32 protein-coding genes and 7 pseudogenes are annotated in these 25,572 nt (G+C 65.9%); 15 read left to right on the forward strand and 24 right to left on the reverse strand.

What is annotated here, in order from left to right; genetic code table 11:
* Positions 1–133: 133 nt before the first annotated feature.
* From E6W36_RS06210 to E6W36_RS06240, 8 genes are all read right to left on the reverse strand, one after another.
* Positions 134–376: a glycosyltransferase gene (locus E6W36_RS06210; RefSeq protein WP_342776816.1), complete on the reverse strand. Its 243-nt coding sequence runs from the start codon at positions 374–376 to the stop codon at positions 134–136.
* Positions 291–716 carry a glycosyltransferase gene (locus E6W36_RS06215; protein WP_222874081.1) on the reverse strand — a complete coding sequence of 142 codons (426 nt, stop codon included), beginning with the start codon at positions 714–716 and terminating at the stop codon, positions 291–293. Before E6W36_RS06215 ends, E6W36_RS06210 begins: the two co-directional genes overlap by 86 nt.
* Positions 670–1,191, reverse strand: coding sequence for a glycosyltransferase (locus tag E6W36_RS06220; protein WP_222874082.1), 522 nt, complete (start codon positions 1,189–1,191; stop codon positions 670–672). The genes E6W36_RS06215 and E6W36_RS06220 overlap by 47 nt, the downstream gene beginning before the upstream one ends.
* 49 nt (positions 1,192–1,240) lie before the next feature.
* On the reverse strand, positions 1,241–1,762 hold the full coding sequence (locus E6W36_RS06225) for an NAD-dependent epimerase/dehydratase family protein (RefSeq protein WP_222874083.1): 522 nt from the start codon (positions 1,760–1,762) through the stop codon (positions 1,241–1,243).
* The gene (locus tag E6W36_RS06230) at positions 1,753–2,208 is read right to left on the reverse strand and encodes an NAD-dependent epimerase/dehydratase family protein (RefSeq protein ID WP_246048274.1); all 456 of its coding nucleotides are present in this window, start codon (positions 2,206–2,208) and stop codon (positions 1,753–1,755) included. The genes E6W36_RS06225 and E6W36_RS06230 overlap by 10 nt, the downstream gene beginning before the upstream one ends.
* Positions 2,103–2,711 carry a hypothetical protein gene (locus E6W36_RS18270; protein WP_246048435.1) on the reverse strand — a complete coding sequence of 203 codons (609 nt, stop codon included), beginning with the start codon at positions 2,709–2,711 and terminating at the stop codon, positions 2,103–2,105. The genes E6W36_RS06230 and E6W36_RS18270 overlap by 106 nt, the downstream gene beginning before the upstream one ends.
* Positions 2,636–3,373 carry a Gfo/Idh/MocA family protein gene (locus E6W36_RS06235; RefSeq protein ID WP_222874414.1) on the reverse strand — a complete coding sequence of 246 codons (738 nt, stop codon included), beginning with the start codon at positions 3,371–3,373 and terminating at the stop codon, positions 2,636–2,638. The genes E6W36_RS18270 and E6W36_RS06235 overlap by 76 nt, the downstream gene beginning before the upstream one ends.
* Positions 3,374–3,484: 111 nt before the next feature.
* A complete protein-coding gene (locus E6W36_RS06240; RefSeq protein ID WP_222874085.1) occupies positions 3,485–3,811 on the reverse strand; it encodes a PEP-CTERM sorting domain-containing protein in 327 nt (108 codons plus the stop codon).
* A 100-nt stretch (positions 3,812–3,911) separates the two neighbouring features.
* Here E6W36_RS06240 and E6W36_RS06245 point away from each other — a divergent pair, with 100 nt between their 5' ends.
* Positions 3,912–5,054 (forward strand): ICP22 family protein, encoded by a 1,143-nt coding sequence (locus tag E6W36_RS06245; RefSeq protein ID WP_222874086.1) that lies wholly within the window; start codon positions 3,912–3,914, stop codon positions 5,052–5,054.
* Positions 5,055–5,229: 175 nt separating this feature from the next.
* Entirely contained in the window at positions 5,230–6,267 is a 1,038-nt protein-coding gene (locus E6W36_RS06250) for a hypothetical protein (protein WP_222874087.1), read from the forward strand.
* 92 nt (positions 6,268–6,359) lie between these two features.
* Here the strand turns inward: E6W36_RS06250 and E6W36_RS06255 are convergent, their stop codons facing one another.
* Both E6W36_RS06255 and E6W36_RS06260 read right to left on the reverse strand, forming a co-directional pair.
* Positions 6,360–6,797 carry a hypothetical protein gene (locus E6W36_RS06255; protein WP_222874088.1) on the reverse strand — a complete coding sequence of 146 codons (438 nt, stop codon included), beginning with the start codon at positions 6,795–6,797 and terminating at the stop codon, positions 6,360–6,362.
* On the reverse strand, positions 6,788–7,144 hold the full coding sequence (locus E6W36_RS06260; protein ID WP_222874089.1) for a hypothetical protein: 357 nt from the start codon (positions 7,142–7,144) through the stop codon (positions 6,788–6,790). The genes E6W36_RS06255 and E6W36_RS06260 overlap by 10 nt, the downstream gene beginning before the upstream one ends.
* Before the next feature lie 339 nt (positions 7,145–7,483).
* On the opposite strand from E6W36_RS06260, the gene E6W36_RS06265 reads away from it, so the two are divergent.
* The 9 genes and pseudogenes from E6W36_RS06265 (at position 7,484) to E6W36_RS06305 (ending at position 13,736) form a co-directional block, all read left to right on the forward strand.
* Positions 7,484–7,765, forward strand: coding sequence for an exodeoxyribonuclease VII small subunit (locus tag E6W36_RS06265; RefSeq protein WP_222874090.1), 282 nt, complete (start codon positions 7,484–7,486; stop codon positions 7,763–7,765).
* Positions 7,740–8,637: pseudogene (locus tag E6W36_RS06270) on the forward strand (polyprenyl synthetase family protein). Before E6W36_RS06265 ends, E6W36_RS06270 begins: the two are co-directional and overlap by 26 nt.
* A gap of 31 nt (positions 8,638–8,668) precedes the next feature.
* A complete protein-coding gene (gene coaD / locus E6W36_RS06275) occupies positions 8,669–9,181 on the forward strand; it encodes a pantetheine-phosphate adenylyltransferase (RefSeq protein WP_222874091.1) in 513 nt (170 codons plus the stop codon).
* A gap of 92 nt (positions 9,182–9,273) precedes the next feature.
* Entirely contained in the window at positions 9,274–9,411 is a 138-nt protein-coding gene (locus tag E6W36_RS06280) for a hypothetical protein (protein ID WP_222874092.1), read from the forward strand.
* A complete protein-coding gene (locus E6W36_RS06285; protein ID WP_222874093.1) occupies positions 9,372–9,785 on the forward strand; it encodes a peptidylprolyl isomerase in 414 nt (137 codons plus the stop codon). The genes E6W36_RS06280 and E6W36_RS06285 overlap by 40 nt, the downstream gene beginning before the upstream one ends.
* Positions 9,786–9,791: 6 nt before the next feature.
* On the forward strand, positions 9,792–10,829 hold the full coding sequence (gene queA / locus E6W36_RS06290; protein ID WP_222874094.1) for a tRNA preQ1(34) S-adenosylmethionine ribosyltransferase-isomerase QueA: 1,038 nt from the start codon (positions 9,792–9,794) through the stop codon (positions 10,827–10,829).
* Positions 10,826–11,936, forward strand: a pseudogene (tgt, locus tag E6W36_RS06295) (tRNA guanosine(34) transglycosylase Tgt); the annotation flags it as partial. The gene queA and the pseudogene tgt, both read left to right, overlap by 4 nt.
* A gap of 181 nt (positions 11,937–12,117) precedes the next feature.
* The gene (locus tag E6W36_RS06300) at positions 12,118–12,453 is read left to right on the forward strand and encodes a phasin family protein (RefSeq protein WP_222874095.1); all 336 of its coding nucleotides are present in this window, start codon (positions 12,118–12,120) and stop codon (positions 12,451–12,453) included.
* A 205-nt stretch (positions 12,454–12,658) separates the two neighbouring features.
* Positions 12,659–13,736 (forward strand): annotated as a pseudogene (locus E6W36_RS06305) (Glu/Leu/Phe/Val family dehydrogenase).
* Between the two features lie 687 nt (positions 13,737–14,423).
* Here E6W36_RS06305 and E6W36_RS06310 read toward each other — a convergent pair.
* From E6W36_RS06310 to E6W36_RS06360, 12 genes and pseudogenes are all read right to left on the reverse strand, one after another.
* Positions 14,424–14,693 carry a hypothetical protein gene (locus tag E6W36_RS06310; RefSeq protein WP_222874096.1) on the reverse strand — a complete coding sequence of 90 codons (270 nt, stop codon included), beginning with the start codon at positions 14,691–14,693 and terminating at the stop codon, positions 14,424–14,426.
* The gene (locus E6W36_RS23115; RefSeq protein WP_222874415.1) at positions 14,690–15,097 is read right to left on the reverse strand and encodes a calcium-binding protein; all 408 of its coding nucleotides are present in this window, start codon (positions 15,095–15,097) and stop codon (positions 14,690–14,692) included. Before E6W36_RS23115 ends, E6W36_RS06310 begins: the two co-directional genes overlap by 4 nt.
* 179 nt (positions 15,098–15,276) lie before the next feature.
* Positions 15,277–15,760: pseudogene (locus tag E6W36_RS06320) on the reverse strand (glutathione peroxidase).
* 17 nt (positions 15,761–15,777) lie between these two features.
* Complete coding sequence (locus E6W36_RS06325) at positions 15,778–15,993, reverse strand: type II toxin-antitoxin system HicB family antitoxin (protein WP_222874097.1); 216 nt, start codon at positions 15,991–15,993, stop codon at positions 15,778–15,780.
* Between the two features lie 266 nt (positions 15,994–16,259).
* Positions 16,260–16,427, reverse strand: a complete 168-nt coding sequence (locus E6W36_RS23120) for a type II toxin-antitoxin system HicA family toxin (RefSeq protein WP_222874098.1) — start codon at positions 16,425–16,427, stop codon at positions 16,260–16,262.
* Positions 16,428–17,585, reverse strand: a complete 1,158-nt coding sequence (gene hpnH / locus E6W36_RS06335) for an adenosyl-hopene transferase HpnH (protein ID WP_222874099.1) — start codon at positions 17,583–17,585, stop codon at positions 16,428–16,430.
* Between the two features lie 178 nt (positions 17,586–17,763).
* A pseudogene (ispH, locus tag E6W36_RS06340) lies at positions 17,764–18,737 on the reverse strand (4-hydroxy-3-methylbut-2-enyl diphosphate reductase).
* 192 nt (positions 18,738–18,929) lie between these two features.
* A complete protein-coding gene (locus tag E6W36_RS21865; RefSeq protein ID WP_342776850.1) occupies positions 18,930–19,817 on the reverse strand; it encodes a hydroxysqualene dehydroxylase in 888 nt (295 codons plus the stop codon).
* Positions 19,718–20,200 carry an NAD(P)-binding protein gene (locus E6W36_RS06345; protein ID WP_222874100.1) on the reverse strand — a complete coding sequence of 161 codons (483 nt, stop codon included), beginning with the start codon at positions 20,198–20,200 and terminating at the stop codon, positions 19,718–19,720. The genes E6W36_RS21865 and E6W36_RS06345 overlap by 100 nt, the downstream gene beginning before the upstream one ends.
* A pseudogene (hpnD, locus tag E6W36_RS23125) lies at positions 20,197–21,059 on the reverse strand (presqualene diphosphate synthase HpnD). Before hpnD ends, E6W36_RS06345 begins: the two are co-directional and overlap by 4 nt.
* Positions 21,056–21,208 (reverse strand): hypothetical protein, encoded by a 153-nt coding sequence (locus E6W36_RS06355; RefSeq protein ID WP_222874102.1) that lies wholly within the window; start codon positions 21,206–21,208, stop codon positions 21,056–21,058. Before E6W36_RS06355 ends, hpnD begins: the two are co-directional and overlap by 4 nt.
* Positions 21,193–21,930 (reverse strand): squalene/phytoene synthase family protein, encoded by a 738-nt coding sequence (locus tag E6W36_RS06360; RefSeq protein WP_222874103.1) that lies wholly within the window; start codon positions 21,928–21,930, stop codon positions 21,193–21,195. The genes E6W36_RS06355 and E6W36_RS06360 overlap by 16 nt, the downstream gene beginning before the upstream one ends.
* A gap of 59 nt (positions 21,931–21,989) precedes the next feature.
* On the opposite strand from E6W36_RS06360, the gene E6W36_RS18285 reads away from it, so the two are divergent.
* A complete protein-coding gene (locus E6W36_RS18285) occupies positions 21,990–22,214 on the forward strand; it encodes a hypothetical protein (protein ID WP_246048195.1) in 225 nt (74 codons plus the stop codon).
* Between the two features lie 2 nt (positions 22,215–22,216).
* On the forward strand, positions 22,217–23,188 hold the full coding sequence (locus tag E6W36_RS06365; RefSeq protein ID WP_246048196.1) for a glycosyltransferase: 972 nt from the start codon (positions 22,217–22,219) through the stop codon (positions 23,186–23,188).
* Between the two features lie 130 nt (positions 23,189–23,318).
* Here the strand turns inward: E6W36_RS06365 and E6W36_RS18290 are convergent.
* Positions 23,319–23,948: pseudogene (locus tag E6W36_RS18290) on the reverse strand (glycosyltransferase family 2 protein); the annotation flags it as partial.
* The gene (locus E6W36_RS06370) at positions 23,911–24,687 is read right to left on the reverse strand and encodes a ParA family protein (protein ID WP_222874104.1); all 777 of its coding nucleotides are present in this window, start codon (positions 24,685–24,687) and stop codon (positions 23,911–23,913) included. The gene E6W36_RS06370 and the pseudogene E6W36_RS18290, both read right to left, overlap by 38 nt.
* Positions 24,688–24,808: 121 nt before the next feature.
* Here E6W36_RS06370 and E6W36_RS06375 point away from each other — a divergent pair, with 121 nt between their 5' ends.
* Together E6W36_RS06375 and E6W36_RS06380 are read left to right on the forward strand one after the other, a co-directional pair.
* Positions 24,809–25,030 (forward strand): type II toxin-antitoxin system Phd/YefM family antitoxin, encoded by a 222-nt coding sequence (locus E6W36_RS06375; RefSeq protein ID WP_222874105.1) that lies wholly within the window; start codon positions 24,809–24,811, stop codon positions 25,028–25,030.
* 19 nt (positions 25,031–25,049) lie between these two features.
* Positions 25,050–25,271 (forward strand): hypothetical protein, encoded by a 222-nt coding sequence (locus tag E6W36_RS06380; RefSeq protein ID WP_222874106.1) that lies wholly within the window; start codon positions 25,050–25,052, stop codon positions 25,269–25,271.
* Positions 25,272–25,572 lie beyond the last annotated feature (301 nt).

Below are 25,572 nucleotides of genomic sequence, written 5' to 3' on the forward strand. Positions count from 1 at the left end.
CGGTGGTCAAGGGAGAGTGGGGAGCGCAAAATTCTGCCGCCGCCATCGTCTTACCGCATATGGGGCTTCGTCGCGGTGCGCAACAGTGCGGCCACCAGCGGCAGGGAAGCGCACCGTTCTTGGCCTGGAAACTTCAGCGCGCTGCGACCCGGGCATAGAGGTCCGCATAGTGCCCGGCGCAGCGCGCAAAGCTGTACTGCGCGGCGACGCGTTCGCGGTTGGCGGCGCCCAGACGGCGGCGCAGCGCTGCATCCTCCAGCAGATGCCGCAGGCCGGCGGCGAAGCCGTCCTCATCCGCCACCGATACCACGAAGGGCCGGTTGTCCGCTGAGACGATTTCGCGCACGTCGCCGACATCGGTGGCAATAGCTGGCACGCCGGCCCCATGGCCTCGACCAGCGAGATCGGGAACTGCTCGGTGTCGGACGGCAGGGCGAACACATCGAACAGCCCGACATAGCGCGCCGGGTGCTTGAGAAGCCCGGCATGACCAGCCTGTCTGTCACGCCGCAGGCAGCGGCTTGCGCTTCGATGGCCACCCGCTCCGCGCCTTCGCCGACGATCACCAATCTGGCGTTCAGGCCCTCGGCCGCCTTGGCGAAGGCACGCACCAGCCGGGGCAGGTTCTTCTCCCGGCGCAGACCCGCCAGGGTGCCGACCACCAGCGTGTCATCCGTCTTGTGCAGTCCGGGGATCGCATCCGGCTGCGGCGGCACCGCGAGTGCTGCAACATCGACGCCGTTGGGCACATATTCGACCCGCCTCTGGCCCCAGGCCGTCCGGGCGATCCGTTCCAGAGCGCGCGACACGACCACCACCGCCACCGCCCCGGCAGGCCACGCGCCGATAGAGCGAGCGCCGCAGCAGCGGCCCGGCCGCTTCTTCCGGTCCGAAGCCTTCCTCGTGGTGGACGGCCGGCAGACGTGCGAACAGCCGGTTGGCCAGCAACACGTCCACCGCACCCCAGTTGTAGGTCAGCAGCAGGTCCGGCTTTACGCGCTTGAGCGCCGCGCCGATCGTCGGCAGCCGCTCCCAGAGCCGCCCTGCCTTCAGGCTCGGGAAATCTTCCAGCCAGGTGACACGTGCGCCCGGCGCGATCAGGTCCAGCGCGCCGCGCTGGTCCGGCAGGCTGGAGACCATCAGGTGCTCATGCGCATCACCCCAGTGGTTGACGAGCTGGGCGACGCGCACCTGCGGTCCCCGGCATTGAACGTCGAATGGACGTGCAGGATGCGCAAGGTCAGTCCAGCATGGCGCGGGCGGGCACGCGGATGCCGCGCTCGATGAAGCGCGCCGGGTCGTAATTGGGCCGCCAGTCGAGCACGCGCTCGGTCTCGCTGATGTCCCATTTGCAGGGCATGCCGCGCGAGCGGATGTCACGTGTGGTCGGGAAGTCGACCGCCCGGCCGCCGGCGCGCTTGATCGCCCACTTCAGTACCTCGCCGGACTGCTGCAGCCAGATCGGCTGCGGGTGGAACTTGAGCGGACGCCCAAGCACCAGGCGCAGTTCCTCGAGATATTCGCGCGCACTCATGTAGACGCCACCGACGATATTGTCCGTACGGCCCAGCACGGCGTCGCCCGCCTGCAGCGCCTTGACGATGGCGCTGGCGCAGTCTTCGACTAGGACGAAAGCCAGCCCGTTGCGGCCATCATTCCAGCCCTGGCAATGCTGGTCGTTGTTGAACAGCCCGAGTGCGGAATGGAACGGCACCCCGCCCTCGCCGACCACGACGCCGGGACGCTGGATGGTCACCGGCACGCCTTTTCGCGGTAGAGCTTCAGCAGGCGGCGCTCGGCTTCCGCCTTGGCGAAGGCATAGTCGCCGCGCTCCGCTCCGTTCGGATCGGGCTGCGTCGCCGGTGTGATCGTCTCTGTCGGATCCCCGAGCCAGAGCGCAGCGATCGAGCTCACATGCACCAGCCGCTTGACGCCTTTGGCGAGGCAGGCTTCCGCCACATCCTCGGCCGAGCCGACCATGGCGGCCACGATCGCCTCACGGGAGCCGGATGCGCCGCCGTGGGCCAGGTTGACGACATACTTCGCCGACCCGATGGCGCGCGCGATGTCGTCGCCGCGGGTGACATCGGCCCGGACAAGCGTCACGCGCTCGTGGCTGAAAATTTCCGGCAGGCCGCGGATATTGCGCGCTGCGACCCCGACGCTGTAGCCGGCTGCGACAAGCTGCTCGACGACATGGCGGCCGATGAAGCCGGTACCGCCAAACACGGCGACATCATAAGCTGGAACCTCTGCATCGGCTGCAAGCAGATTTGCAGGCACGGGGCAGCGGTCTCGGCAACGCCGGCCTTGATCGCGACTTCCTCTGCAAGTCCTACCACGGATGTGCCGAACGCGCCGGACAGTGGCGGCACCTGGCGTGCGCTGACGGCGGTGTGGAAGCTCTCGATCGAAGCGCGCATGGACTGGAAGAAGGCGTCCTGCCGCCCGACCAGCTTCAACTGCGCGCCGAGATACCCGGCGAACCCGCCAAGCGACTGGCCGATCAGGCCCAGACCGACCCCGACTTCGCTGACGGCCGTGTCGGCGGCCTCCAGCAGGCGGGTGCGCCCGACCCGTGCGACCGTGTTGCGGAAGCAGTCGACGATCACCGCGCCGTCGTCGCACACAGCCGTCAGGTGCCAGAGCGGGAAGTTCTCGCCGAACGCCATGTGCAGTTGCGCCGTCGCCGGCCCGGCGCGCAGCGACACATCGAACGCGCGGTGGAAGGATACCCCGGTGCCAGTTCCTCCGCCGATCGCGCGACGGCGGCAGTCACCGCCACGCCCTCCAGCAGATGCGCGATCTGGGACAGCGGATGCACCATCTGCTCCAGAAGGATGTTGCGCGGGCTGGCGAACATCCAGTGGCCGAACTGGCGCGCCGTCAACTGGCGCAGCGGCACGGCGCACACCAGCGAGACATGGCGCAGACGACCGTAAAGCCCTGCTTTCAGATCGCGCGCGAACCGGGCAAGCGCGGGGTGCAGGGCAAAGTTCTGGTTGACGCCAAGCGCCACGCCTTTGCCTGCCGCCAGCGCCACCAGCGCATTCGCCTCCGCCAGCGTGACGCCCAGAGGTTTCTCGAGCAAGGTCGGCAAGCCCGCATTGAGGGCCTCGCCGCCGACGGCTGCATGCAGGTGTGGCGGCACCATGACATGCACCCGGTCCACGGCCTGCGCTGCAACCGCCTCAGCCAGCGAGGCGAACGCCCGGCGCCTTGCGCCTGCGCGGCAAGACGCTCCGCAGCGCGCAGGTTCGGATCGATGACGGCCGTGACCTTGAGCCCCTTCAGGCTGCCGATGGCGTCCACATGGGTTGCGGCGATAAACCCTGCGCCGACCAGCCCTATGCGCGTCTCTGTCATCGCTAATCCCCTCGGAATCTACGGCCCGCTGGCGGTCCTAGCATCGTCGGACGGCGGCGCAAACCGCTTTGGCCAATTCCGCAACGGCATAGGCAATGACTTGTGAGGATTTGCTTAATTATTCAGCGCGCGCTTTTCGTCGTCGCGTCGCCAGCCCGCCCGCCAGGATCATGAGCACGCCAGTCCCCACGAGGCCAAGGCTGCTGGGTTCTGGCACGGGTTTACAGTCCGGGCAGACCTTGATCGATCCGTTGCCGTTGTAGACGGTCTGGGTGAGGTCCACGTTGGTGACGATGATCCGAAGAATGAGCTCATAAAGCCCCGGCGTATCCAGCGTCGTGCCAGGCCCGGTGCCGACCGTCGCGATCAAGCCGCCATAGCCGTCGCCGGTGGCCAGCAGAATTTCGCCGATATCGGTGCTGATCAACCACTCGACTGTGAACATGTCATCAGTCAGGCCCTTGATGATCGAATCCGTACCGTCAAGCCTCAGATCGTCCTTGATGCAGACTTCATAAGAGCCAGCCTCTAGATCGACCTCAACCGTGCCGCCCGAAGAACTGCCGCCGCTTGAACTGCCGCCGCTGCTTGACGATGCGCCGGAGCTGGAACCGCCCGAGCTGCCGCCGCTGGACGCGCCGCTGCTCGACGACGCGCCGGACGAGGACGACGCTCCGCTGCTGGAGGACGCCCCGGACGAGGACGACGCGCCGCTACTGGACGACGCCCCGGACGAGGACGAGGCTCCACTGCTCGACGACGCACCGGACGAGGACGATGCCCCGCTGCTGGAGGACGCCCCGGACGAGGAGGAGGCTCCACTGCTCGACGATGCACCGGACGAGGACGAGGCTCCGCTGCTGGACGATGCCCCGGACGAGGACGATGCCCCGCTGCTGGAGGACGCCCCGGACGAGGACGAGGCCCCGCTGCTGGAGGACGCCCCGGACGAGGACGACGCGCCGCTGCTGGAGGATGCACCGGACGAGGACGACGCGCCGCTGCTGGACGACGCACCGGACGAGGACGAGGCTCCGCTGCTGGAGGACGCCCCGGACGAGGACGATGCCCCGCTGCTGGAGGACGCCCCGGACGAGGACGATGCGCCGCTGCTGGACGACGCCCCGGACGAGGACGACGCGCCGCTGCTGGAGGACGCCCGGACGAGGACGAGGCTCCGCTGCTCGACGATGCACCGGACGAGGACGATGCCCCGCTGCTCGACGATGCACCGGACGACGACGACGCGCCGCTGCTGGACGATGCACCGGACGACGCGCCGCTGCTGGAGGATGCACCAGACGAAGACGACGCTCCACTGCTCGACGACGCCCCGGACGAGGACGACGCTCCACTGCTGGAGGACGCCCCGGACGAAGACGACGCTCCGCTACTGGAGGATGCACCGGAGGAACTGCTGGACCCATCAGACCCCGAGGATGAGCCGCCACCGCCGCCACCGCCACCGCCACCGCCGCCGCCGGATGCCGGCGTCAGGAACGTCGGGACAGAGCCGCGCGACGAGCCGGGGCCGCGCACGCCGGGCGCACCGGTATTCGCCGCCTGCGACGGGAAGGCATAGTAGCCGATCGGGCTGCCGGCATCAGGCGCGATGTCCGGCAAACCGGCGGCATCCGGCACCTGCTCGGACGACGCCACTTCCGACGGCTCGCCGGCGGCCGGATTGACGTCTGGCGCACGCTGGGCGATGCCGCGCGGCCGCTGCACCGCCCGGCCCGGATCGAGCTTGTCGGGGACGACCACCATACCGGCGATGACCGGTTCCTTGCCGGCGGCCGGCGAGAGATCGATGACCAGCTTGCCGTCCTTCACCGTCGCGCGCGTCGCCATCACCACGCCGCAATGCCCACGGCGGTCCAGCACATGGGCCGGCTGCATGGAGACGGTCTTGGCGTTCTCGAGCGCCTGCCCGGCCGGGCCGCGCACCCGGCCTTCCAGACCACCGCGCAGACCGACCGCCGGTGCGGCGTGGCGGACCCAGAGTTCCGGCGATATGCCGCGCAGGTCAAGGCTCGCGACTTCAACGCCGTTGATCTTGACCGGGCCGCCAAACGCCTCCGGCGAACCGCCAGGCTCATAGATTTTCGGCGCATAGAGATAGACCCGGTATTCGCCGTTCGGCAATTCCGCCTCGATGCGGCGAACCCCGCTGATGCCCTCGGTGGTGAGGTTCGCGCGCCATGGCGCGATGTCGACGATGCCGAGATTTTCGCCGCTGATGTGCACATTGCCCGGCTCGACCCGGGCGAACTTGCCGTAGCCGGCCTTGCCCTTCTGCACGAAGTCGTAGAACAGGCCGCGCTTGCTTGCTGCCACGTCGCGGCGGATCATGCCGCGCATGAAATAGGCTTTGCCGGCCGACGCCTGCATCGCGGCCATCACCGTGTCCCGCAGCGGGCTCTTGATCGTGAGGTCCGCACCGGCGGCGGCCAGCACCGCGCGTGCGCGGGTGATCAGGCGTGCGCTGTCGCCGCCCGCCTGGTCGAAAAACGCCTGCAGATTGGCAAGCCCTTCCGGCGTGCCGGACTTCGCGCCCGCAACCGCATCTTCGAGCACGACCGCTGTGAGCGGTGCGGTGACGATACCGTTCGTTGGGCGCTCCAGCGCAGCAGGCGGGCGCACGAAGTCAATGAAGGACGCAGCGTTGCCATTGGTCGCGCCCAGCGCCGCCGTGATCGTCTGGCCGGTCAGACGCTGCGCCCGCACATAATCGGTGCGTTGAAGCAGAACGGCGTTCAACAGCGTCGGGGCACCGGCTTCCGGAATGAGGTCGAGGGTCAGCCGGCCGTTGCGCACCGCCACAGGCACCGCCAGGGCAACACCTGTGAGCGCGGGATCCGCCTTCGCAAGATCGCCCTCCGGCTGGTAAGTCGCCCCTGAGACGATGCCGCGCACTTCTTCCGGCGCGTGCAGGCCGATGCCTTTCGCGGTCAGGTCGGTCCAGCCGCTGGCTGGCGTGATTTCGGTCTCGCTCAACGGGCGGGCGACGCCGTTGACCTTGATCCTGCGACCGAACGGCCACGCGACCGCCGCCTGATCCGCTGCGCGCGCGACAGCAGGACGACACGATAGTCGCCGTTCGGCAGCGGCACGCTGAAGCGGGTGGCGCCGGAGACGCCGGCCGCGAACACGCCCTTTGCGTCGGGGGCGGCCACCTCAGTCACATCGCCGCCGAGCACCGCCGGTGAAAGGGCCCTGGCACCCGGCAGCGCCTTGGCGTCGACGGCCCAGGCCAGCCGGGCATCGGACGGCGCAGCGTCCGGCGTGATCCGCGCCGGCATATAGTGCGCACGCAGCATGGCGCGCACAGTCGCCTGCCGCACGGCGAGCGCCGCACGCTGCGCCTGCGCCGGGTCGCGCCAGCGCTTGTCCCTCGACATGGCGACCATCAGGCTGCGGTTCAGCGCCACAAGCGCATCGGCATCGCCGAACGCGCTGTCGAAATAGCGCGCCAGCGCCGTGCCAGCGCTGTTCTCGAACGCGGCCTGCGCCGCCTGGGTAACGGCCAGTGGGTGCTGGTCCTCGACGCCGGCCAGCGCAGCGTATCCGCAGCCGCCTGCCGGGTGAACCCGTCCGCACCCTGTTCGGCATTCGCAAGAGTCGCCAGTGCCAGCGGCTGCCCGACAGGCGACGGTGCAAGAAAATTATGATCCGCATTCGCGACGACAAACGCCGTCGCCGCCGTAAAACAGCCGCCAGGAGGCCTAGGATTTTCACACGCTGGCTCAAAACTGAAGCCCCCGATCCACTTGGTCATGCTTAATGCGCATCGTTTATGAACAAGCCATGAACGCAAACGTGAGCTTCGGCGCCACTAAACGACATATATCTAGAAACACAGCAATTTCTCTGCCAAGCTGCTCCACCCCGCCATTCTTGCTCTATATTACTAACAGATTAAACATTTTTCCACTGAGGAACATTCGCATCCCCAGCAATTTCAGCGACAATCGCCTGACGCAATACTGCCATGGGCCATGATGTCATCCTTGACGCTTTGTAAGAAAAATCGACATTTGTGCCCCGGGAGCGCCCCGAAACAGGACATGTGTTTGTGGCTTGACCGCCCCGGCGTTGGCCGCCAGAAGCATCAGGAATGACAGACCAGGACCTGCAGGATCAGATCAGGACGCTCTCGTTCGAGCAAGCGATCGAGCGGCTTGAGGCCATTGTCGGCCAGCTCGAGCAGGGTCGCGCCGGGCTGGAGCAATCCATCGCGTTGTTCGCCGAAGGCTCGGAACTCAAGCGTCATTGCGCGGCCAAACTTGCCGATGCACAGATGCGGATCGAGCGGCTGCAGATCGATGCGGACGGTCAACCGCGCGGCAGCGCGCCTTTGTCACGGACACCCCATGATCGCGCCAGGACCCGGCCTTAAACCCGCCCTCGACCAGCTCGCCATCACCATGGATCAGCGGTTCGACCGCCTGCTCCCGCTCTCGTCAGACCCGCGCAAGCGCCTGATCGAGGCGATGCGCTACGCGACAATCGGCGGCGGCAAGCGCATGCGCCCACTGCTGACGATCGCGGCCTGCGACCTGTTTCATGTCGACCGGGAGCGCGCGTTGCGGGTCGCGCTCGCGGTCGAGTGCGTGCACTGTTACAGCCTGGTTCACGACGATCTGCCCTGCATGGACGACGACGATCTCCGCCGCGGCCGGCCGACGGTGCACAAGGCGTTCGACGATGCGACCGCCGTGCTAGCGGGCGATGGCCTGTTGACCATCGCCTTCGAAATCCTGGCCGATGCGGAGACCCATGAGGACCCGCGCGTCCGCATCGATCTGGTGAAGGAACTGGCGAGCGCTTCCGGCGTCGCGGGCATGGTCGGCGGTCAGGCCATGGACATCGCGGCGGAAGAGACAACGTTCGACCTGCCGGCCACCACCCGGCTTCAGCAGCTCAAGACCGGGGCGCTGATCGCCTTTTGCCTGGAGGCGGGCGGCATCATGGGCCGGGCCACCCGGAGCAGCGCGTGCATCTGCGTGGCTATGCACACGATCTCGGGCTTGCGTTCCAGATCGCTGACGACCTGCTGGATGTCGAAGGGGATATCGAACTGGTCGGCAAGGCAGTGCAAAGGATACGGACGCCGGCAAATCCACCTTCGTCTCCCTGCTCGGCATCGACCGCGCCCGCCAGCAAGCGCAGATTCTGATTGACCAGTCGATCAGCCATCTGTCCAGTTTCGGTGCCCAGGCGGACCTGCTGCGGGCGATCGCGCGCTTCGCCATCGAGCGCGATCATTGATCCTGTCCCATTCGCGGTTCGGAGACGCGTGATGCAGAACGGCGCAACCATCGCGGTCTACCCCGGAACCTTTGATCCGATTACGCTCGGCCATCTGGACATCATCCGCCGCGGTGCCAAGCTGGTGGACCGGCTCGTGATCGGCGTCGCGACCAACCCTTCGAAGACGCCGATGTTCTCGCTTGACGAGCGCGTGGAGCAGGTCCGGCGAGAGACCGCCGATATCCACGGCCAGATCGAAGTCGTTGCGTTCGACAGTCTGTTGATGAAGTTCGCCGAAAGCCAGAAAGCCAACATGATCCTGCGCGGCCTGCGCGCCGTGTCCGACTTCGAATACGAGTTCCAGATGGCGGGCATGAACCAGAAGCTCAACGCCAATATCGAGACCGTGTTTCTCATGGCGGACGTCGCGCTGCAGCCCATCGCCTCGCGCCTGGTGAAGGAGATTGCGATGTTCGGCGGCGATATCGACAGTTTCGTACCGCCGCGTATCGCCAGAGACGTCGCCGCGCGCGTCGCCGACGGGATCAACGAGAAGAGTTAACCATGAAGACTGCGCATCGAACGCGGCGCGTTGCACTTTTCACTTTCGTCGCGGCGGCGCTCGGCGTCGCGATCACCACAGGAGGAGCCGCCATGGCGCAAGACGACACAACCGCGCAATCCGTCGACCTGGAGTCACCGGAGAATATTCTGGTGTTCGAACTCTCGACCGGGGTGCCGTCAAAATCGCCATGCGCCCAGACAAGGCACCCAAGCATGTCGAGCGCCTGAAGACGCTGGCCCGGCGCGGCTTTTACGACAACACGGTGTTTCACCGGGTGATCGATGGCTTCATGGCGCAGGGCGGTGACCCGACCGGGACCGGCATGGGCGGCTCCGACCTGCCGGACCTGCCCGCTGAATTCAACGATCTGCAACACCTGCGCGGCACGGCGTCGATGGCGCGCACCAACGATCCGAACTCGGCCAACAGCCAGTTCTTCATTTGCTTCGACGCCGCGTTTTTCCTGGATGGCCAATACACGGTGTGGGGCCGGGTCATTGAGGGCATGGACGCTGTCGACGGCATCGCGCGCGGCGAGCCGCCGGCCAGCCCGACGAAAATCCTGCGCGCCTACGTGCTCGCTGATCACCCCACGCAATAAGGCGGCATGCGCGTCGACCTGTTCGACTTCGACCTGCCGGAGGATCGCATTGCGCTGCGGCCGGCCTCGCCGCGCGATGCCGCGCGGCTGCTGGAAGTAACCCCGGACGCCAAGCCGGCGGATCGGCATGTCTGCGATCTGCCGGATCGCCTGCGCCCAGGCGATGTGCTGGTGCTGAACGACACGCGGGTGATACCGGCGCAACTGTTCGGCATGAAGGGCGAAGCGCGGATCGGCGTCACCCTGCACAAGCGTGTCGACCAACAACGCTGGTGGGCGTTCGTGCGCAATGCGCGCCGGCTCAAACCCGACGATACGGTTCGTTTCGGTGAACACTTCCACGGCACTGTCGAGGAGAAGCAGGCGGACGGCCAGTTGCTCTGGCGGCTGGAAGCATCGGAGCCGATCGAACTGGCGCTCGAACGCTACGGCGTCATGCCGCTGCCGCCCTATATCGCCCAGCGCCGTGCCGCCGATGCTGAGGACGCCCAATCCTACCAGACCCTGTTCGCGCGCGATCCCGGTGCCGTGGCCGCACCGACCGCCGGGCTGCACTTTACGCCGGCACTCGTCGATGCGCTGAAAGCGCGCGGCATCGCGCTCGAGACTTTGACCCTGCATGTCGGCGCGGGCACCTTTCTGCCGGTCAAGGCGGAGGACACGGCCGACCATGCGATGCATGCGGAGTGGGGCACGATCCGCCCGGAGGTGGCAGCGCGGCTGAATGCCCGGCGCGCCAGCGGCGGACGCATCGTCGCGGTCGGCACCACATCCCTGCGCCTGCTGGAGAGCGCCACGGACGACAGCGGCTGCGTCCAGGCTTTCGCCGGCGACACCAGCATTTTCATCACGCCGGGCTATCGCTTCAGGGCCGTCGACCTGCTGATGACCAATTTCCACCTGCCACGATCGACCCTGTTCATGCTGGTCAGTGCCTTCAGCGGCCTGGAGACGATGCAGACGGCCTACGCCCACGCGATTGCTGGCGGCTATCGTTTCTACAGCTATGGCGATGCCTGCCTCCTGCACCGGAGCACCCCATGACCCCGCGCTTCGACTTCGCGATCCACGCCACCGACGGCCAGGCGCGCACCGGCGAAATCCGCATGCGCCGCGGCACGATCCGCACGCCCGCGTTCATGCCGGTCGGCACGGCGGCAACGGTGAAGGCGATGCGGCCGGAAGACGTGCGCGCACTCGGCGCGGACATCATCCTCGGCAATACCTATCATCTGATGCTGCGACCGGGCGCGGAACGGGTTGCCGCACTCGGCGGCCTGCATCGCTTCATGGACTGGCCGCACCCGATCCTGACCGACTCCGGCGGCTACCAGGTCATGTCGCTTGCGGGCCTGCGCAAGATCACGGAGGAAGGCGTCGCCTTCGCGTCGCACATCGATGGTACACGGCATATGCTGACGCCGGAGCGCAGCATGGAAATCCAGCGCCTGCTCGGCAGCGATATCGTGATGGCGTTCGACGAATGCACGCCCTACCCCGCCGACCACGCGACGGCGCGAAAATCCATGGAGCTCTCCATGCGCTGGGCGCGCCGGTCGCGCGCCGGGTTCGATGCCGGCGGGGAGCACGCCTCAGGCGCAGCGCTGTTCGGCATCCAGCAGGGCTCCATGTTCGAAGACCTGCGCAAAATCAGTAGCGAGGCGCTGATCGACGTGGGCTTCGATGGTTATGCCGTCGGCGGCCTTGCGGTTGGCGAAGGCCAGGACTTGATGTTCGGCGTCCTCGACTACGCGCCGCAGCTTCTGCCCCGGATCGGCCCCGGTACCTGATGGGTGTCGGCAAGCCGGACGACATCGTCGGCGCGGTCGAGCGCGGCATCGACATGTTCGACTGCGTCCTGCCGACCCGCTCTGGGCGCAATGGCCAGGCATTCACCTGGTCTGGCCCCTCAACATGCGCAACGCCCAGCACAAGGACGATCCCCAGCCCATCGACCCTGATTGCGGGTGCCCCGTGTGCAGCCGATACAGCCGCGCCTACATTCACCACCTCATCAGGTCCGGCGAGATCCTCGGGGCCATGCTGATGACCCAGCATAACCTTTTCTTCTACCAATCCCTCATGGCGGAACTGCGGCGTGTGGTCGCGAAAGGTGAGCTGGCCGTTTTGCTCGCGAGTTTCGCGCAAAATACACGCATAGATAGATTCAATAAGTCATTCTCACTTGGGAACGCGGCCCATCTGTGGTATGCAAAAGATATCGGGGCTAGACCCTTCCCGTTTCTGATTGAATCACTTTTGTGAGGCAATCAAAACGAACAAGAAGGGTCTGCACAAAGAGTGAGAGCCACGATACCCAGGGAGATGCCGTATGATGACCGAGACCACGCCGTCGCATGAAGCAGCCCGGATTCCTGCCGACATGGCTACCGACCTCGCAGAGCAATCGCGCGCCTATGTCTCCGGCTACTCGGAAATGACCCAAGCCTGGCTCAACTTCGTGCAACATCGCTTCCAGACCGCCAGCAAGCAGATGCAGGCTGTCGCTGATTGCAAGGACATGGCGACCCTGATCGACCTCAACACCGGGTACCTGCGCGATATGGCGAAGGAATATGGCGAGAACGCCATGAAATTCGCAGAAATCGGCAAAAAGCCTTCATGCCGAAATAGCGCAGCGGGGTCGGCGCGGATTTCGCGCCGATAGCCTGCAAGCCGGGTTGTGCACGACCCATGGCGGCATGGAATTTCACGTATCCATGCTGTGGGGAATTATGGTGCGCGTTGCCCATCGCCGATGAACCTATCGTGCGAATTGCGCAACGCTGTATGATCGTTGCGCTTTTCAGTTGCTCTGACTGCGCCTCGCAGGAATCCTGCTGCAAATTGCAGCGAAGACAAGGGCGAGGCATATGGTTTTCTCGGACAGCGCATTCGATCACCACGAAGTCGTGGAGTTTGTCAGCGATCCAGCCTCGGGCTTGCAGGCGATCATCGCCGTGCATTCCACGGCTCTTGGGCCTGCGGCGGGGGATGCCGCTTCTGGTCCTACGCGACCGGTGCCGCCGCTTTGCACGATGCGCTCCGTCTCTCGCGCGGGATGAGCTACAAGAACGCGCTCGCCGACATCCCTTCGGCGGCGGCAAGGCCGTCATTCTGGCGCCGCAGACCCCGCTCAGCCGGGACGCGCTGTTCACGGCGTTCGGGCGCGCCGTCGAGCGGCTTGGCGGCCGTTATGTCACCGCTGAGGATGTCGGCACCTCCGTCGCCGACATGATGGTGGTCGCCCGCCAGACCTGCTTCGTCAGCGGCATCGGCGACGTGGACGAGCACGGCGCGACTACGGGCGGCGGCGACCCCAGCCCGCACACGGCGCTTGGCATTTTCCACGGCGTTCAAGCCGCCGTCGCCGCCCGGCTCGGCCGCGGTGACCTGGCCGGCGTGCGCATCGCGGTTCAGGGGCTCGGCAACGTCGGCTTCAACCTCTGCACGCTGCTGCATAACGCTGGCGCCGTGCTGACCGTCGCCGACGTGCGCGATGAGTCGGTGCGCCGCGCTGTGGAGACGTTCGGCGCGAGCGCCTGCGCGCCGGAGGCGATCCTGGCGGCGGACGTCGACGTCGTATCGCCCTGCGCGCTTGGCGCAGTTCTGACCCGGCAGTCGATCCCGACCCTCAAGGCGTCCATCGTCGCCGGCGGCGCGAACAACCAGCTCGAGACCGATGCCGACGGCGACCTGCTGCAGGCACGTAACATCCTCTATGCGCCGGACTATGTCATCAACGCCGGCGGGATCATCAGCGTCGCGCTGGAGTATCTGGACACTTACGATGCCGAGGATCTCTCGCGGCGTCTGGCCGGCATCGGGGCGCGCCTCAGCGGTATCTTCGCCGAGGCCCAGCGCACCGGCAAGCCGACCAACGTACTGGCCGACGCCATGGCGCAAGCCCGGATTGCAAGCGCACGCCCGGCGGAGCGCGTCGCTGCGTAATCCCGACCCCGGGGTCTGCCCTGTTTAGCAGGCTGTAAAGTCCGCTCGTGATGAGCTCGGACAGAGCCACGAGCCGCTCACCCTGAGCTGGTCAAAGGGGTGAGCGGCACAGGCAACCGCGCGACGGCACATGGCTCAACGTAAAGCCATCAGTCTTTAGCAGGTTGCTGAAAAGTGATTTCCCGCACTGCATACTCACAGTCGTCACCTCGGCGGAGGCCGGGTCCATGGCTAACGCCTTATATTCGTTGCATATATATGCTCCCATGGATTCCGGCCTTCGCCGGAATGACGAGATGAGTCTGCATTTTCCACTTTTCAGCAGCCTGTTAGAGACTTGTTCGCGCATGGTACTTCCTCCCCATCGGGAGAAGGGCCTACACAAAGAGTGAGAGCCTTTCTTATCGCTTTCGCTCGAGGCACTTTAACACAAGTGCCTCGATCTCAGCCGGAAAGGCTCTCGGGTGGTGGAGGGCGGCGGATACTTGGCATTTTCACCCCACCGTCCGTTTTTCAGACGGACACCTCCCTTAAAGGGGAGGATTTTCTTCCGCGCACAAGCCCCTTAGAGCCTGATCGGTTGAGGTTGAAGCATATGTGCTTCAACCGAAGGCGTGAATCAGGCTCTTATCAACAATTTAGACCATGATTCACGTTTCAGATTGATTCAATCTGAAACGATCAAACCTAGACAAGTTGCGGCAGAGATGCGTCCAGCGGCTGTTCTGCAAGCGTGGTTCGCCCTGCAAACTCCTGCAGGTCGGGGCCTGCCGGAGCCAGTTCGCCGTCAATGACGGACCAGCCCGCGAGCGTTACGCGGAATTCGCGCACGCCATCAAACAGGACATCGATGTTGGCGGCTGCCTCGCCCCGGAACGTGGCATTGCTCTCGATGATTTCCACAGCCGGCCCGTCGACGAAGACCTTTTCGAACGACTCGGAGCCGTCCGGATTCAACACTTGGCGAACTTCGAAAAGCGCGCTGCCGCCTGGTCGTATTCCAGATCATGAGAGCGGATACGAAAATCGAGCGTTTCGCCCAATTCATAATCGCGCAGCACGATACGATCCGCGCCTTGGTCGCCAGTATCCAGCACATCGTGCCAGAACAGCAGGTCGAAGCTGTCGACGCCCGCACCACCGAACACATTGGTCACCGTGTTCGCTTCATCGGCAAAGTCGAGGAGCGCTATGAAAATCTGATCATCGCCAGTGCCGCCATCGACAATCTGGTCTGCGCTGTCACCTTGCACCAGGTCGTTGCCGTCGCCGCCATAGAGGCGGTCGATCCCGTCCTCGCCCGCGACAATGTCTTCGCCGCCACCGCCATGCAGGCGATCATTGCCTTGAGCGCCGGTGATAAAATCATCCCCTGGCCGCCACGGAACAGGTCGTCACCGACTGTGCCACGGAAAAGATCGTCGAGCGCCGAGCGCGGGGTCCAGACATTACGATACGTAGCCATAAGTTGTTCTCCTGATCGAAATTACAACGATCACGCCATGGCAACTTATGGTTAAGAATAGGTTCGCAGTCGCGGTTATGCGCCCAGGAGCCGCACGACCTCGGCCTCGATCGCATCCGGCGTGGTCTGGGGGCCGAAGCGGGCAACGACCGCACCCTGCCGGTCGATCAGGAACTTGGTGAAGTTCCATTTGATCGCCTGCGTGCCGAGCAGGCCGGGAGCGGCCTGTTTCAGGAGACGGTAGACAGGCGCGGCGTTCGCACCGTTCACGTCGACCTTGGCGAACATGGGAAAGCTCACGCCGTAGGTCAGGGAGCAGAATTGGGCGATCTCCGCGCTGTCGCCTGGTTCCTGGGCCGAACTGGTTGCACGGAAAGCCCAGGATTTCAAAGCCGCGCGCCCGGTGGCGTTCGTAGAGTGCCTCGAGCCCCGCGTACTGCGGCGTGAACCCGCATTTGCTGGCGACATTGACGATCAGCAGCACCTTGCCGCGATAGTCGGCGAGCGGTTGCTGCTGACCATCAAGGCGCGGGGCGGTGAGGTCGTAGAGGGTGGACATATACGGTAACCCATAGCTTATGCGTGAATAACCGGGCGATAACGCGGAGCAGGTACCGCAAGGCCCGTGTCATGCGCCGCCTCAAGCCAAGCTTCCATGGCATGCTCAACCTCAGCCAGCGCCTGGGCAGGCGTATCGCCAAAGGCTGCGCAGGACTTGAGGTCGGGCACATCGGCTACCCACAGTCCGTCCTCGTCCGACCAGAACAGGTTGATGTGGTAATGATGACGCATGGTTAGCCCTTGTCGAGCGAGATGCCGAACTCTTCGAGCATATCAAGGAATTGACGAAGCTGATAGCGCTTTGCCTCGCCATCGCGCGGCTGCACGCTAGAGTCTGATGACATTGGATGGGATCGCCATTCCGATCTTCACGGAGCAGGCTGTAAAATCCGCTCGTGGTGAGCTTGACGAACCACGAGCCGCTCAACCCTTCGTCCAGCTCAGGGTGAGCGGCGCGTGTGCAACCGCGCGATGGCGTGTGGGTCAACCTAAAGTCATCAGGCTCTAAGCGGTCGGTCCGCACGCGGGTGAGTATAGATGCGATGGCTGCCACGTGTGCGCTTGAGCTCGAAGCCGCAGGCATCAAGCAGGGCTTCAAACTCGGCGAACCGTAAGGTTTTCGTGCCGGCAAGCAGCTTTTCCAGCGTTTTGTGCGGCTGTGCCACCTACTCCGCTGGCTCGGATTTCACGCGGTCGAGCTTGGGATCGTGGATCCTGGCCATCTGTTCGGCGACGATCTGTTCGTGCACGTCGATCGCCGGACGCGAGTTGGTCAGGTCGATTTCCTGCGCCATCTCGCCTTCGGTCTTGATGCCGGTGATCGCCAGCTTGAGCATGGACAGCGGGTTGGCGACCGCGAGGTTGGCGGCGGTCGGCTCGTAGCCGCAGTGGGCCATGCAGTTCGCGCACTTTTCGTATTTGCCGGTGCCGTAGCTGTCCCAGTCCGTGGTTTCCATCAGCTCTTTGTAGCTGTCGACATGGCCTTCGCCGAGCAGGTAGCAGGGCTTCTGCCAGCCGAACACGCTGCGGGTCGGCATGCCCCAGGGCGTGCAGGTGTAGGTCTGGTTGCCGGCGAGGAAGTCGAGATACAGCGGCGAGTGCGTGAGGCTCCACTTCTTCAGCATGCCGCTTTGCTTGCCGATGGCGAACACGCGGCGGAACAGCTCCTTGGTCTTGCGGCGATTGAGGAAGTGCTGCTGGTCGGCGGCGCGCTCGTACGCATAGCCCGGCGCGATCGACACGCCGTCAACGCCCAGTTCGTGGCAGTAGTCCAGGAACTTGGCGATTTCCTCGGCGGGGTGGCCGTCGAAGATGGTGGCGTTGGCGGTGACGCGGAAGCCCTGGTCCTTGGCCACCTTGATCGCTTCCACCGCGCGCTTGAACACGCCCTTCTGGTTGACGGCATGGTCGTGATGGTCTTCGAGTCCGTCCAGGTGGACCGAAAACTGCAGGTACGGCGACGGCTTGAACAGATGCAGCTTCTTCTCGAGCAGCAACGCGTTGGTGCACAGCGACACATAGACCTTGCGGGCGACGATGCCCGCGACGATCTCGCCGATTTCCTTGTGCAGCAGCGGCTCGCCGCCGGGGATCGCCACCATCGGCACGCCGCTTTCGTCGACGGCATCGAGGCAGTCCTTGACCGACAGGCGCTTGTTCAGGATCGGGTCCGGATAGTCGATTTTGCCGCAGCCGACGCAGGCGAGGTTGCAGCGGAACAGCGGCTCCAGCATCAGCACCAGCGGGTAGTGCTTGTTGCCCTTGAGCTTCTGCTTGAGGATGTAGAGCCCGATATCGAGCTGCTGGCGGAAGGGGACGGTCATGGCGGGCCTTTCAAGTGTCTTAGAACCGAAGTTCGCTTCATGATGATATCGGCCTCTCGTGCGAACTTCGATTCTAAAACGACACTAGAGACTATAAGTTGCTCGTGTCCTTTTCGAATCTGAAATCCAACCGAGCCTGATATTGGGTGTTACGGATTTCAGATTCGGGACACGAGTGTCAGCCGACGGCGGCGACGCGGGCGGTGTCAAGCTCCGGCGGCAGCTTGAAATGAACATTCTCCTCGACGCCGGCAAGGGTCTCGACGGCAACCGTGCGCAGCTTGCCGAGCGCTTCGATCACACCCTGGACCAGGGCTTCCGGGGCCGAGGCTCCGGCGGTGAGGCCGACGGTGCCGACGCCGTCAAGCCATGACGGGTCGAGGTGGGTCGCATCCTCGATCAGGTAGCTGCGAATGCCCTGCTGCTCGCCGATTTCGCGCAGCCGGTTGGAGTTGGAACTGTTGCGCGCGCCGACCACCAGCAGCAGGTCGACATCGTCCGCCATCTGCAGCACGGCGGCCTGACGGTTCTGGGTCGCATAGCAGATGTCGCGGGTGTCAGGCCCCTTGATCGCGGGAAGCGCTTCTTCAGCGCCTCGATCACGGTGCGGGTGTCGTTGACGGAGAGCGTGGTCTGGGTGACGAAGGCCACGCGCTCCGGGTCCGCGATCTCCAGGGTCTCGACCTCGTGCGCCTCGCCGATCACGTGCACGCGCCCCGGAATCTGGCCGACAGTACCCTCGACTTCAGGATGGCCGACATGGCCGATGAGGACGATATCGTACCCGGACGCCGCGTAGCGCTGGCCCTCCTTGTGCACCTTGGTGACCAGCGGGCAGGTGGCGTCGATCACTTCCAGGCCGCGCTCGGACGCATGCTCCTCGACCCGGCGCGCGACGCCGTGGGCGGAGAATATCGCGATCGCGCCGACCGGAATCTCGTTCACTTCCTCGACGAACACCGCGCCGCGCTGGCGCAGGCTTTCCACCACGTGCTTGTTGTGCACGATCTCGTGGCGCACATAAACTGGCGCGCCATATTTCTCGAGCGCGCGTTCAACGATCTCGATCGCGCGCTCCACACCGGCGCAGAACCCGCGCGGCTTGGCGAGGACGATGCGCAGCGGGGTCACTTCAGCCTTTGTTTCCGTCATGCGTGTGGGTCTCTTTCGGCAAAGACAGGCGGTGTCGCGGCCACAGTGCAGGGGCCGGCTGCGTCGCGTGCGCTTTCGCACATGCGGTACACTATCCAGAGACCGGGTAATGTTTCAACTGCGCCGTGGCAAGATTTGAAGGCGGTTGCGCGGCGATTCCGCGGCGGAACGCTGTGTTCTTGCCACAGGGGGTCATGCGCTCAGCATGCGTGCGAGCGCGCCAGCGCGATTGCCGGCGCGCAGGGCGCTTTCGATGGTTGCCGGCAGGCCGGTATCGATCCAGTCGCCGGCGAGCAGCAGGTTGGCGATCGGCGTGCGGGCTTCAGGGCGGCGCGAGACGCCTGCGGGCGACTGGTCGAACACGGCGCGTCGTTCCTTGATGATGCGCCCGGCCAGATAGTGCGCGTCGTCCGGCAGAGCGAGCGCCTGGCGCGTCTCGCCCCACAGGCGCGGCAGCAGCGCAGCGTCATCTGCCTGCGCCAGCGGGCCTGGCGCGGAAATGGTGATGGAGGCGATGCGGTCGCGCACGAAAATCCACTGCGCCGCGCCGCCCAGCACGCCAAGCGCCACAGCGCCGGCCGGGAACGGCGGCGGCGGCGCGGAAAGTCGGAAGTGGGCGTTGACGATCGCCTCGCCATCGTCCGGCGTCGTCAGGCCAGGAACCAGATCGCGCGCCCGGGTCGGCGGCAGCGCGACGATCACCGGATCGCGCGGACCCAGCACGATGCCGCCATCCGCCCGATCAAGTGCTGCGACCCGGTTGCCGGAAATCTCCAGCGAGCGCACGCGCGCGCCGGTCTCCACGATGCCGCCGAGCGCTTCGATTTTCGCAACCGTTGGGTCGACGAGCGCATCCGCCAGGCCGTCGCGCGCCATCAGCGGGCGGCAATAGGCGCCACCCTTCAGGAACGTCTCGGCCAGCACGCGCCAGAGCAGGCGCGCCTGCCCGCGCTCGGGCGGGGCGTTCAGCGCCGCGACCGTCAGCGGCTCCCAGAATCCGCGCCAGAGCGCGCCGCGTCGGCGGATGACGTCAGCGACGGTCGCGTCCGGCCCGGCGAGCGGCAGGCGCAGGCCTTCCAGAAAATCGGCGGGTACGACCCCGGCACAGAGCGCGCGGGGTCGAGCACCCACAGCGGCAGCCGGTCGAGGCCGGGCTTGACCGTCCAGCGGCGTCCCGTCTCCAGATCGATGAAGGGATAAACCGCGATCTCCGGCCCAACCAACTGGTCCTGTGCGCCGGTGCGCTTCACCAGATCGAGCACGGCGGTATTGCCGCTCATCATCAGGTGGTTGCCGTTATCGATGCGGGCGTCGAGCTGCGCATCCCAGTAGGTGCGGCAGCGTCCGCCGGCGCGCGGCGCGGCCTCGTGCAGCCTGACCTTCAGACCGGCTTCGGCGGCGGTCAGCCCGGCTGCGAGGCCGGCAAGCCCGGCCCCGACGATGTGCACGGTCGGCGTGGTCATGCGGCAGGCGGCCAGAGCAGGGCGCGCAGTACGGCACCGATCTTGGACAACCTGCCGACCTTGGGGCGGTCAAGGGCATGGAAGCCATCGTCCGCCAGCACCTGCAGCATCCGGTCGTACACGGCGTGCATCACCAGCGCCGGCCGCACAACCCGCCAGTCGAGCGCGCTCAGTTCCGCGCGCGAACGAGCAAACGCGGCCCGCGCATCGGCGGCGAGCGCTGCGCGCGCCTGCGGCAGTGCCGGATGGCGCGGCAGGGCAGCGGGATCGTCAGGCAGGCCGAAGCGCGCGAGCAGGTCGTCCGGCAGATAAATGCGGCCCTCGGCGGCGTCCTCGCCGACGTCGCGGACGATATTGGCGAGCTGAAGCCCCTCCCCATGGCGATGGCGAACCGATCGGAGGCAGCACCTGCCGGCGCGCCGAACACCGGCATCGACAGCATGCCGACCGCGCCCGCGACCCGCCGGCAATAGCCCAGCAGCCGTTCCCGGCTCGGCGCGCGGATCGGCCCTTCGGCATCCCACGCCATACCCTCGATCAGCAGCAGGAATTCAGCCTGCGGCAGGTTGAAGTGCTGCACCGGTGCCAGGAGGGCGACCCCGGTCGGCGTGGTCGGCGCGCCGGCATAGAGCCGGGCGATCTCGGCGCGCCACTCCTCCAGCCCTGCGCGTTTTACTTCAAGCGGCGCGGGTTCGTCGGCGATGTCGTCGATCTCGCGGCAGAAGGCATAGATCGCGTGCATGGCCGCGCGGCGCTCCGGTGGCAGGATGCGCATGCCAAGCCCGAACGAGGTGCCGGAACGCTCGACCACCGCGCGCACATGCGCCAGCGCGTCCGGCAGGGCGATCGCCGCGCTCATGCCCGGGCAAACAGGCCGACGAACACGCCTTCCGTGAAGGCGGAGAGGAAATCGAACTTCGAGAGCTTGACCCGGGTCGCCAGCGGATCGCCCCGGCGCAGCCGCGTGCTGAGCTTGCGCGCCAGCGCGACGATCACCGCCGACTCCATGGCGAGCCGCCGGTCCTGAGGCCGCGCGGCAGGGCACGCGCCTGTCGCACCCAGATATCGGTCGCATCCAGCATCTGGTGCATGGTGGTGCGCAGGGCAGGCGAGAGCCGGGCGGCGCGCACGTCGTCGATGGACCCGCCCGCCGCCGCCAGCCAGTCGAGCGCGACATAGCAGCGGTCGATCTGCTGCAGGTCGTCGCCCATGTCCTGGAGGTGATTGAGCACCTGCAGCGCCGAGCACAGCGCGTCGGATGCCGGGTAAAGCGCCGGGTCCTCGCCGTGCAGGTCGAGCAGGAAGCGCCCCACCGGGTCCGCCGAGCGACGGCAGTAGTCGTGCAGCTCCGCCCAGTTCGCATAGCGGGTCTTGGTTGCATCCTGGCGGAAGGCGCTGAGAAGCGCGCGTGCATGCGCATCGGTCACGCCGCACTGCGCCAGCGACTCCCGCAGCCGGTGCGCCTTGGCGTAACCCGCACCAAAGCCCTGCTGGCCCGTGAGAGCCGCCTCCAGAGCATCGAGCCGGGCGATCTTGTCGTCCGCGGCCAGTTCCGCGTGATCGGCGATATCGTCCGCGGCACGCGCGAACGCGTAGAAGGCCGCGACATGCGGCCTCAGATGCGACGCGATCAGGAACGAGCCGACCGGGAAATTCTCGTCCGCCGCTCCCTTGCCGGAGTTTGCTTCCGGCGCATCGGATGCAGCCAGGCTCTGAACGGGTGAAGACATAACGCTGTCCCTATCGGTCCCCGGCTTTGCAGGTCAAGCGGCGCGCGTTATTTCGGGGCATGACAAACCTTGCCCTGTTCGCGACCACGATTGTCGCCGCCTGGACGTTCATGCTGGTTGCGCGCGGCGGTTTCTGGCGCGCCGATGTGCGGCTGGGCGATGCGCCCGCCCCGCAGCGCTGGCCCGATGTCGTCGGCGTGATCCCGGCGCGCGATGAGGCGGAGTCGATCGGTGCCGTGGTCCGCGCACACCTCTCGAGCGTCTATCCGGGGTCTTCCATCTGATCGTGGTCGACGATGCGTCGTCCGATGGCACGGCGCAGATCGCCCGTGCCGCTGCTGCGGACATCGGGGCGGCGGATCGGCTGACCGTCTTGGCCGGTGCGCCGCTGCCGGCCGGCTGGACCGGCAAGCTGTGGGCGCAGGCGCAGGGCATCGCCGCCGCCCGCACGTGGGCGCCGACCTATCTGCTGCTGTGCGACGCCGATATCGCGTTCGGCCCCGAGACCCTGTCCCGGCTGGTCGCCAGGGCCGAGGCCGGGCGGCTCGATCTCGTGTCGCTGATGAGCCGGCTGGATGCGCGCGGGTTCTGGGCCGGCCTGTTGATCCCGGCGTTCATTCTGTTCTTCCAGAAACTGTATCCGTTCGCCTGGTCGAACGATCCGGCCCGCCGTACGGCGGCGGCGGCCGGCGGCGTGATGCTGCTGCGTGCCGAAACCGCCGGAGCCTGCGACCTGCCGGAGGCCATCCGCGGCACCCTGATCGATGACTGCGCGCTGGCTGCGACAGTCAAGCGCGCCTCAGGCCGCATCTGGATCGGCCTGGCGGACGAGGGTGCTGCGACCTCGCTGCGCGACAACCGGTCGATCGGGAGCATCTGGTCGATGGTTGCGCGCACAGCCTACGCCCAGTTGCGGCACAGCCCGGTCTTGCTGGCGGGGACCCTCCTCGGCATGGCCTGGCTGTACTTGGCGGCACCGGCTCTGGCGCTGGCGTCGCCGCTGCACGGGGACTGGCGGGCGGGGGCGCTCGGCCTGCTCGGCTGGGCGTTGATGGCGCTGGCGTTCGCACCGACCCTCAAGGACTATCGCAAGGCGCTGTGGCGCGCCCCGCTGCTGCCGTTTGCCGGCGCGCTGTATGCCACGATGACCTTCTCTTCCGCCTGGAACCACTGGATGAAGCGTGGCGGGCGCTGGAAGGGCCGCACCTACCCTGATTGCCGGTACCCGGCTTTTCCCAGGCGCGCTGGCGCAGCTTGATGTCGCTCATCTGCCGTGCCTCGAATCGCCTGGCCAGGAACCGGTAAAAGAACCAGTCCTTCGCGGCGAACGGCGTCAGGTGGTAAAGCAGCCGCTCGGGCAGCGTCCAGCGCACTGCCGTGCGGTCTGCGCGCCGGTCGGACGGCTGGCACCACTGGTCGGCGTCATAGAGCGTGCGGCCCTGTTTCAGCACCCGGTGGATCAGCTCATGGTCTTTCAGCAGATAGGGCCATAGCGCCTTGGAATAGCCGCCGGCCGCGCGCAGCGCCGCGGTGCGAAAACAGTGAGCGTAGCCGCCGGTGTGCGCCTGCCCCGGCAGCAGGCGGGACATGACCACGCCCTTCCAGCGCTTCAGCCGGGCCTGCCAGCGTGTCGGGTCCGGCCCCACGCCCATCGCCAGCACAGCGACAACGCGCGGGCCGTGACGGTCGAACAGTCGCTCGGCGTTGGCAAGATACTGCGGCGGATAGATGGTATCGGCGTCGCAGACGGCGACGAACTCGGTCTCGACCGCCGCCAGCCCGGCCTCAAGCGCATAGACTTGGCCGGCGCGCGGCTCGTGCAGGTGCAGGATGGTCACATCCGGCACCTGCGCGGTCACCGCGCGGGCGATTTCGGCCGAGGCGTCGGACGAATTGTTGTCGACCAGGATCAGGGTGAGCGGCCGCACGCTCTGCGCCAGCAGGGAGCGCAGCATGGGCTCCAGGAAGCCGTCCGCCTCGTTATAGTAGGGGACGACGACCGACCAGCGGGCCGTCATGATGCGAATTTGCCCTCCACCTCGCGCCAGAGCGCCTGGAAGGCGGCCGCCGGCTTGCTGCCGGCAGCGCTGACGCCGAGCGGCGCCTGCTGCACAGCCACCCGTTCCACCGCGCTGGAATAGGGATGTGGGTTTGCAGCAGGTCAGGCTCCTTGGCGGGCAGGCTCTCGATCATGTCCTTGTGCAGCTTCTTGCGCGCATCGACCATCGACAGGAACGGCATCAGGCGGGGTTTTGGCGTCTTTTCCCGCGCCAGATAGGCCCGCAACTGGCCGTAGGCGAGCACCGACAGCGGCGTCGGCAGCAGCGGCACCAGCAGCGCCTGGCTGGCGCGGAAAATCTGCTCCGCCAGCTCGGACAGCGACGGCGGCGCATCGAGGATCACCCAGTCGTAGACGTCGCTCAGCGGTTTCAGCATCTTGACGATGCGCCGGTCGTCATCGTTGCCGGCGAGCCGCCGGTCGAGGTGCCGCAGCGACAGGTCGGACGGCAGGATGTCGAGCCGCTCGTAGGGGCTGGGGATGATCTTGTCGATCAGGGCGTCCTTGTCGCGCAGCAGCTTCTTGGCGCCACCCTCGAGCCCCGGCTGGGCGTCGATCAGGAAGGTGGCCCCGCCCTGCGCATCGAGATCCCACAGCAAGGTTCGCTGGCCCTGCTTTGCGGCAAGCCAGGCCAGGTTCACGGCGGTCGTGGTTTTGCCGACCCCACCCTTGAAGTTGTAGACCGCGAGCACGTTCATGCGTCCGCTCTCCTTCTGAAACGGTAACACACGCCAGCGCAGAAATCCGCATGCGGTCAAGGCTTTTCATGCACTTCGCAATAAGCTAGACAGCTAGATGATGATATTCTGGAGGCTGGCGATGATCGAAGTCGGTTCGTTCGAAGCAAAGAACACGCTTTCGGCCCTGCTGGACCGGGTGGCGAAGGGCGAGGAGGTGGTGATCACCCGCCGGGGCAAACCGATCGCTCGACTGGTCGGCGTTCAGGATGCGGACCGGCGTGCTCAGGCGCGTGCGGCTGCGCAAAACTGCTGGCTCTTGGCGAACGGAACACACTGGGCGGCCTTCTCATTCGCGATTTGATCGATGAGGGCCGGCGCTGATGCTGGTACTCGATTCTTCCGTCGCCTTGGCCTGGTGTTTTCGCGACGAGCAATCTCCAGCTGTCATAAAATTGCGCATGACATCGCGAGTCATGGCGCGGTCGTTCCATCCTTATGGCGACTTGAAATCGCAAACGGCCTGCAAACGGCAGTCCGGCGCGGCCGTATCGAACGCGCCATGCGCGATCAGCTTCTGGACCAATTCGCCGCATACCCGTTGACGGTTGACAGCATGACCAACGACTTTGCCTGGTCATCGACGCTGGCTTTGTCAGACAAATACAGTCTGTCAGTCTATGACGCGGCTTATCTTGAGCTGGCTTTACGGCGCGGATTGCCGCTGGCGAGCTTGGACCGGACACTCTGTCAGGCAGCGCAGGCCGCAGGCGTCCCCTCGTACCGCTGTAGAGGAGACCTGTGCGCGGGTGATTATTCCTCCCCGCCGGGGAAGGGGACCACCCTCCAAGGTGGTGGAGGGTGGGTGATTCATGATATTTATGGGCTTTTCGCTGCTGCGTCCGT

This window comes from Hankyongella ginsenosidimutans, from assembly GCF_005144965.1.
GTDB lineage: Bacteria > Pseudomonadota > Alphaproteobacteria > Sphingomonadales > Sphingomonadaceae > Hankyongella > Hankyongella ginsenosidimutans.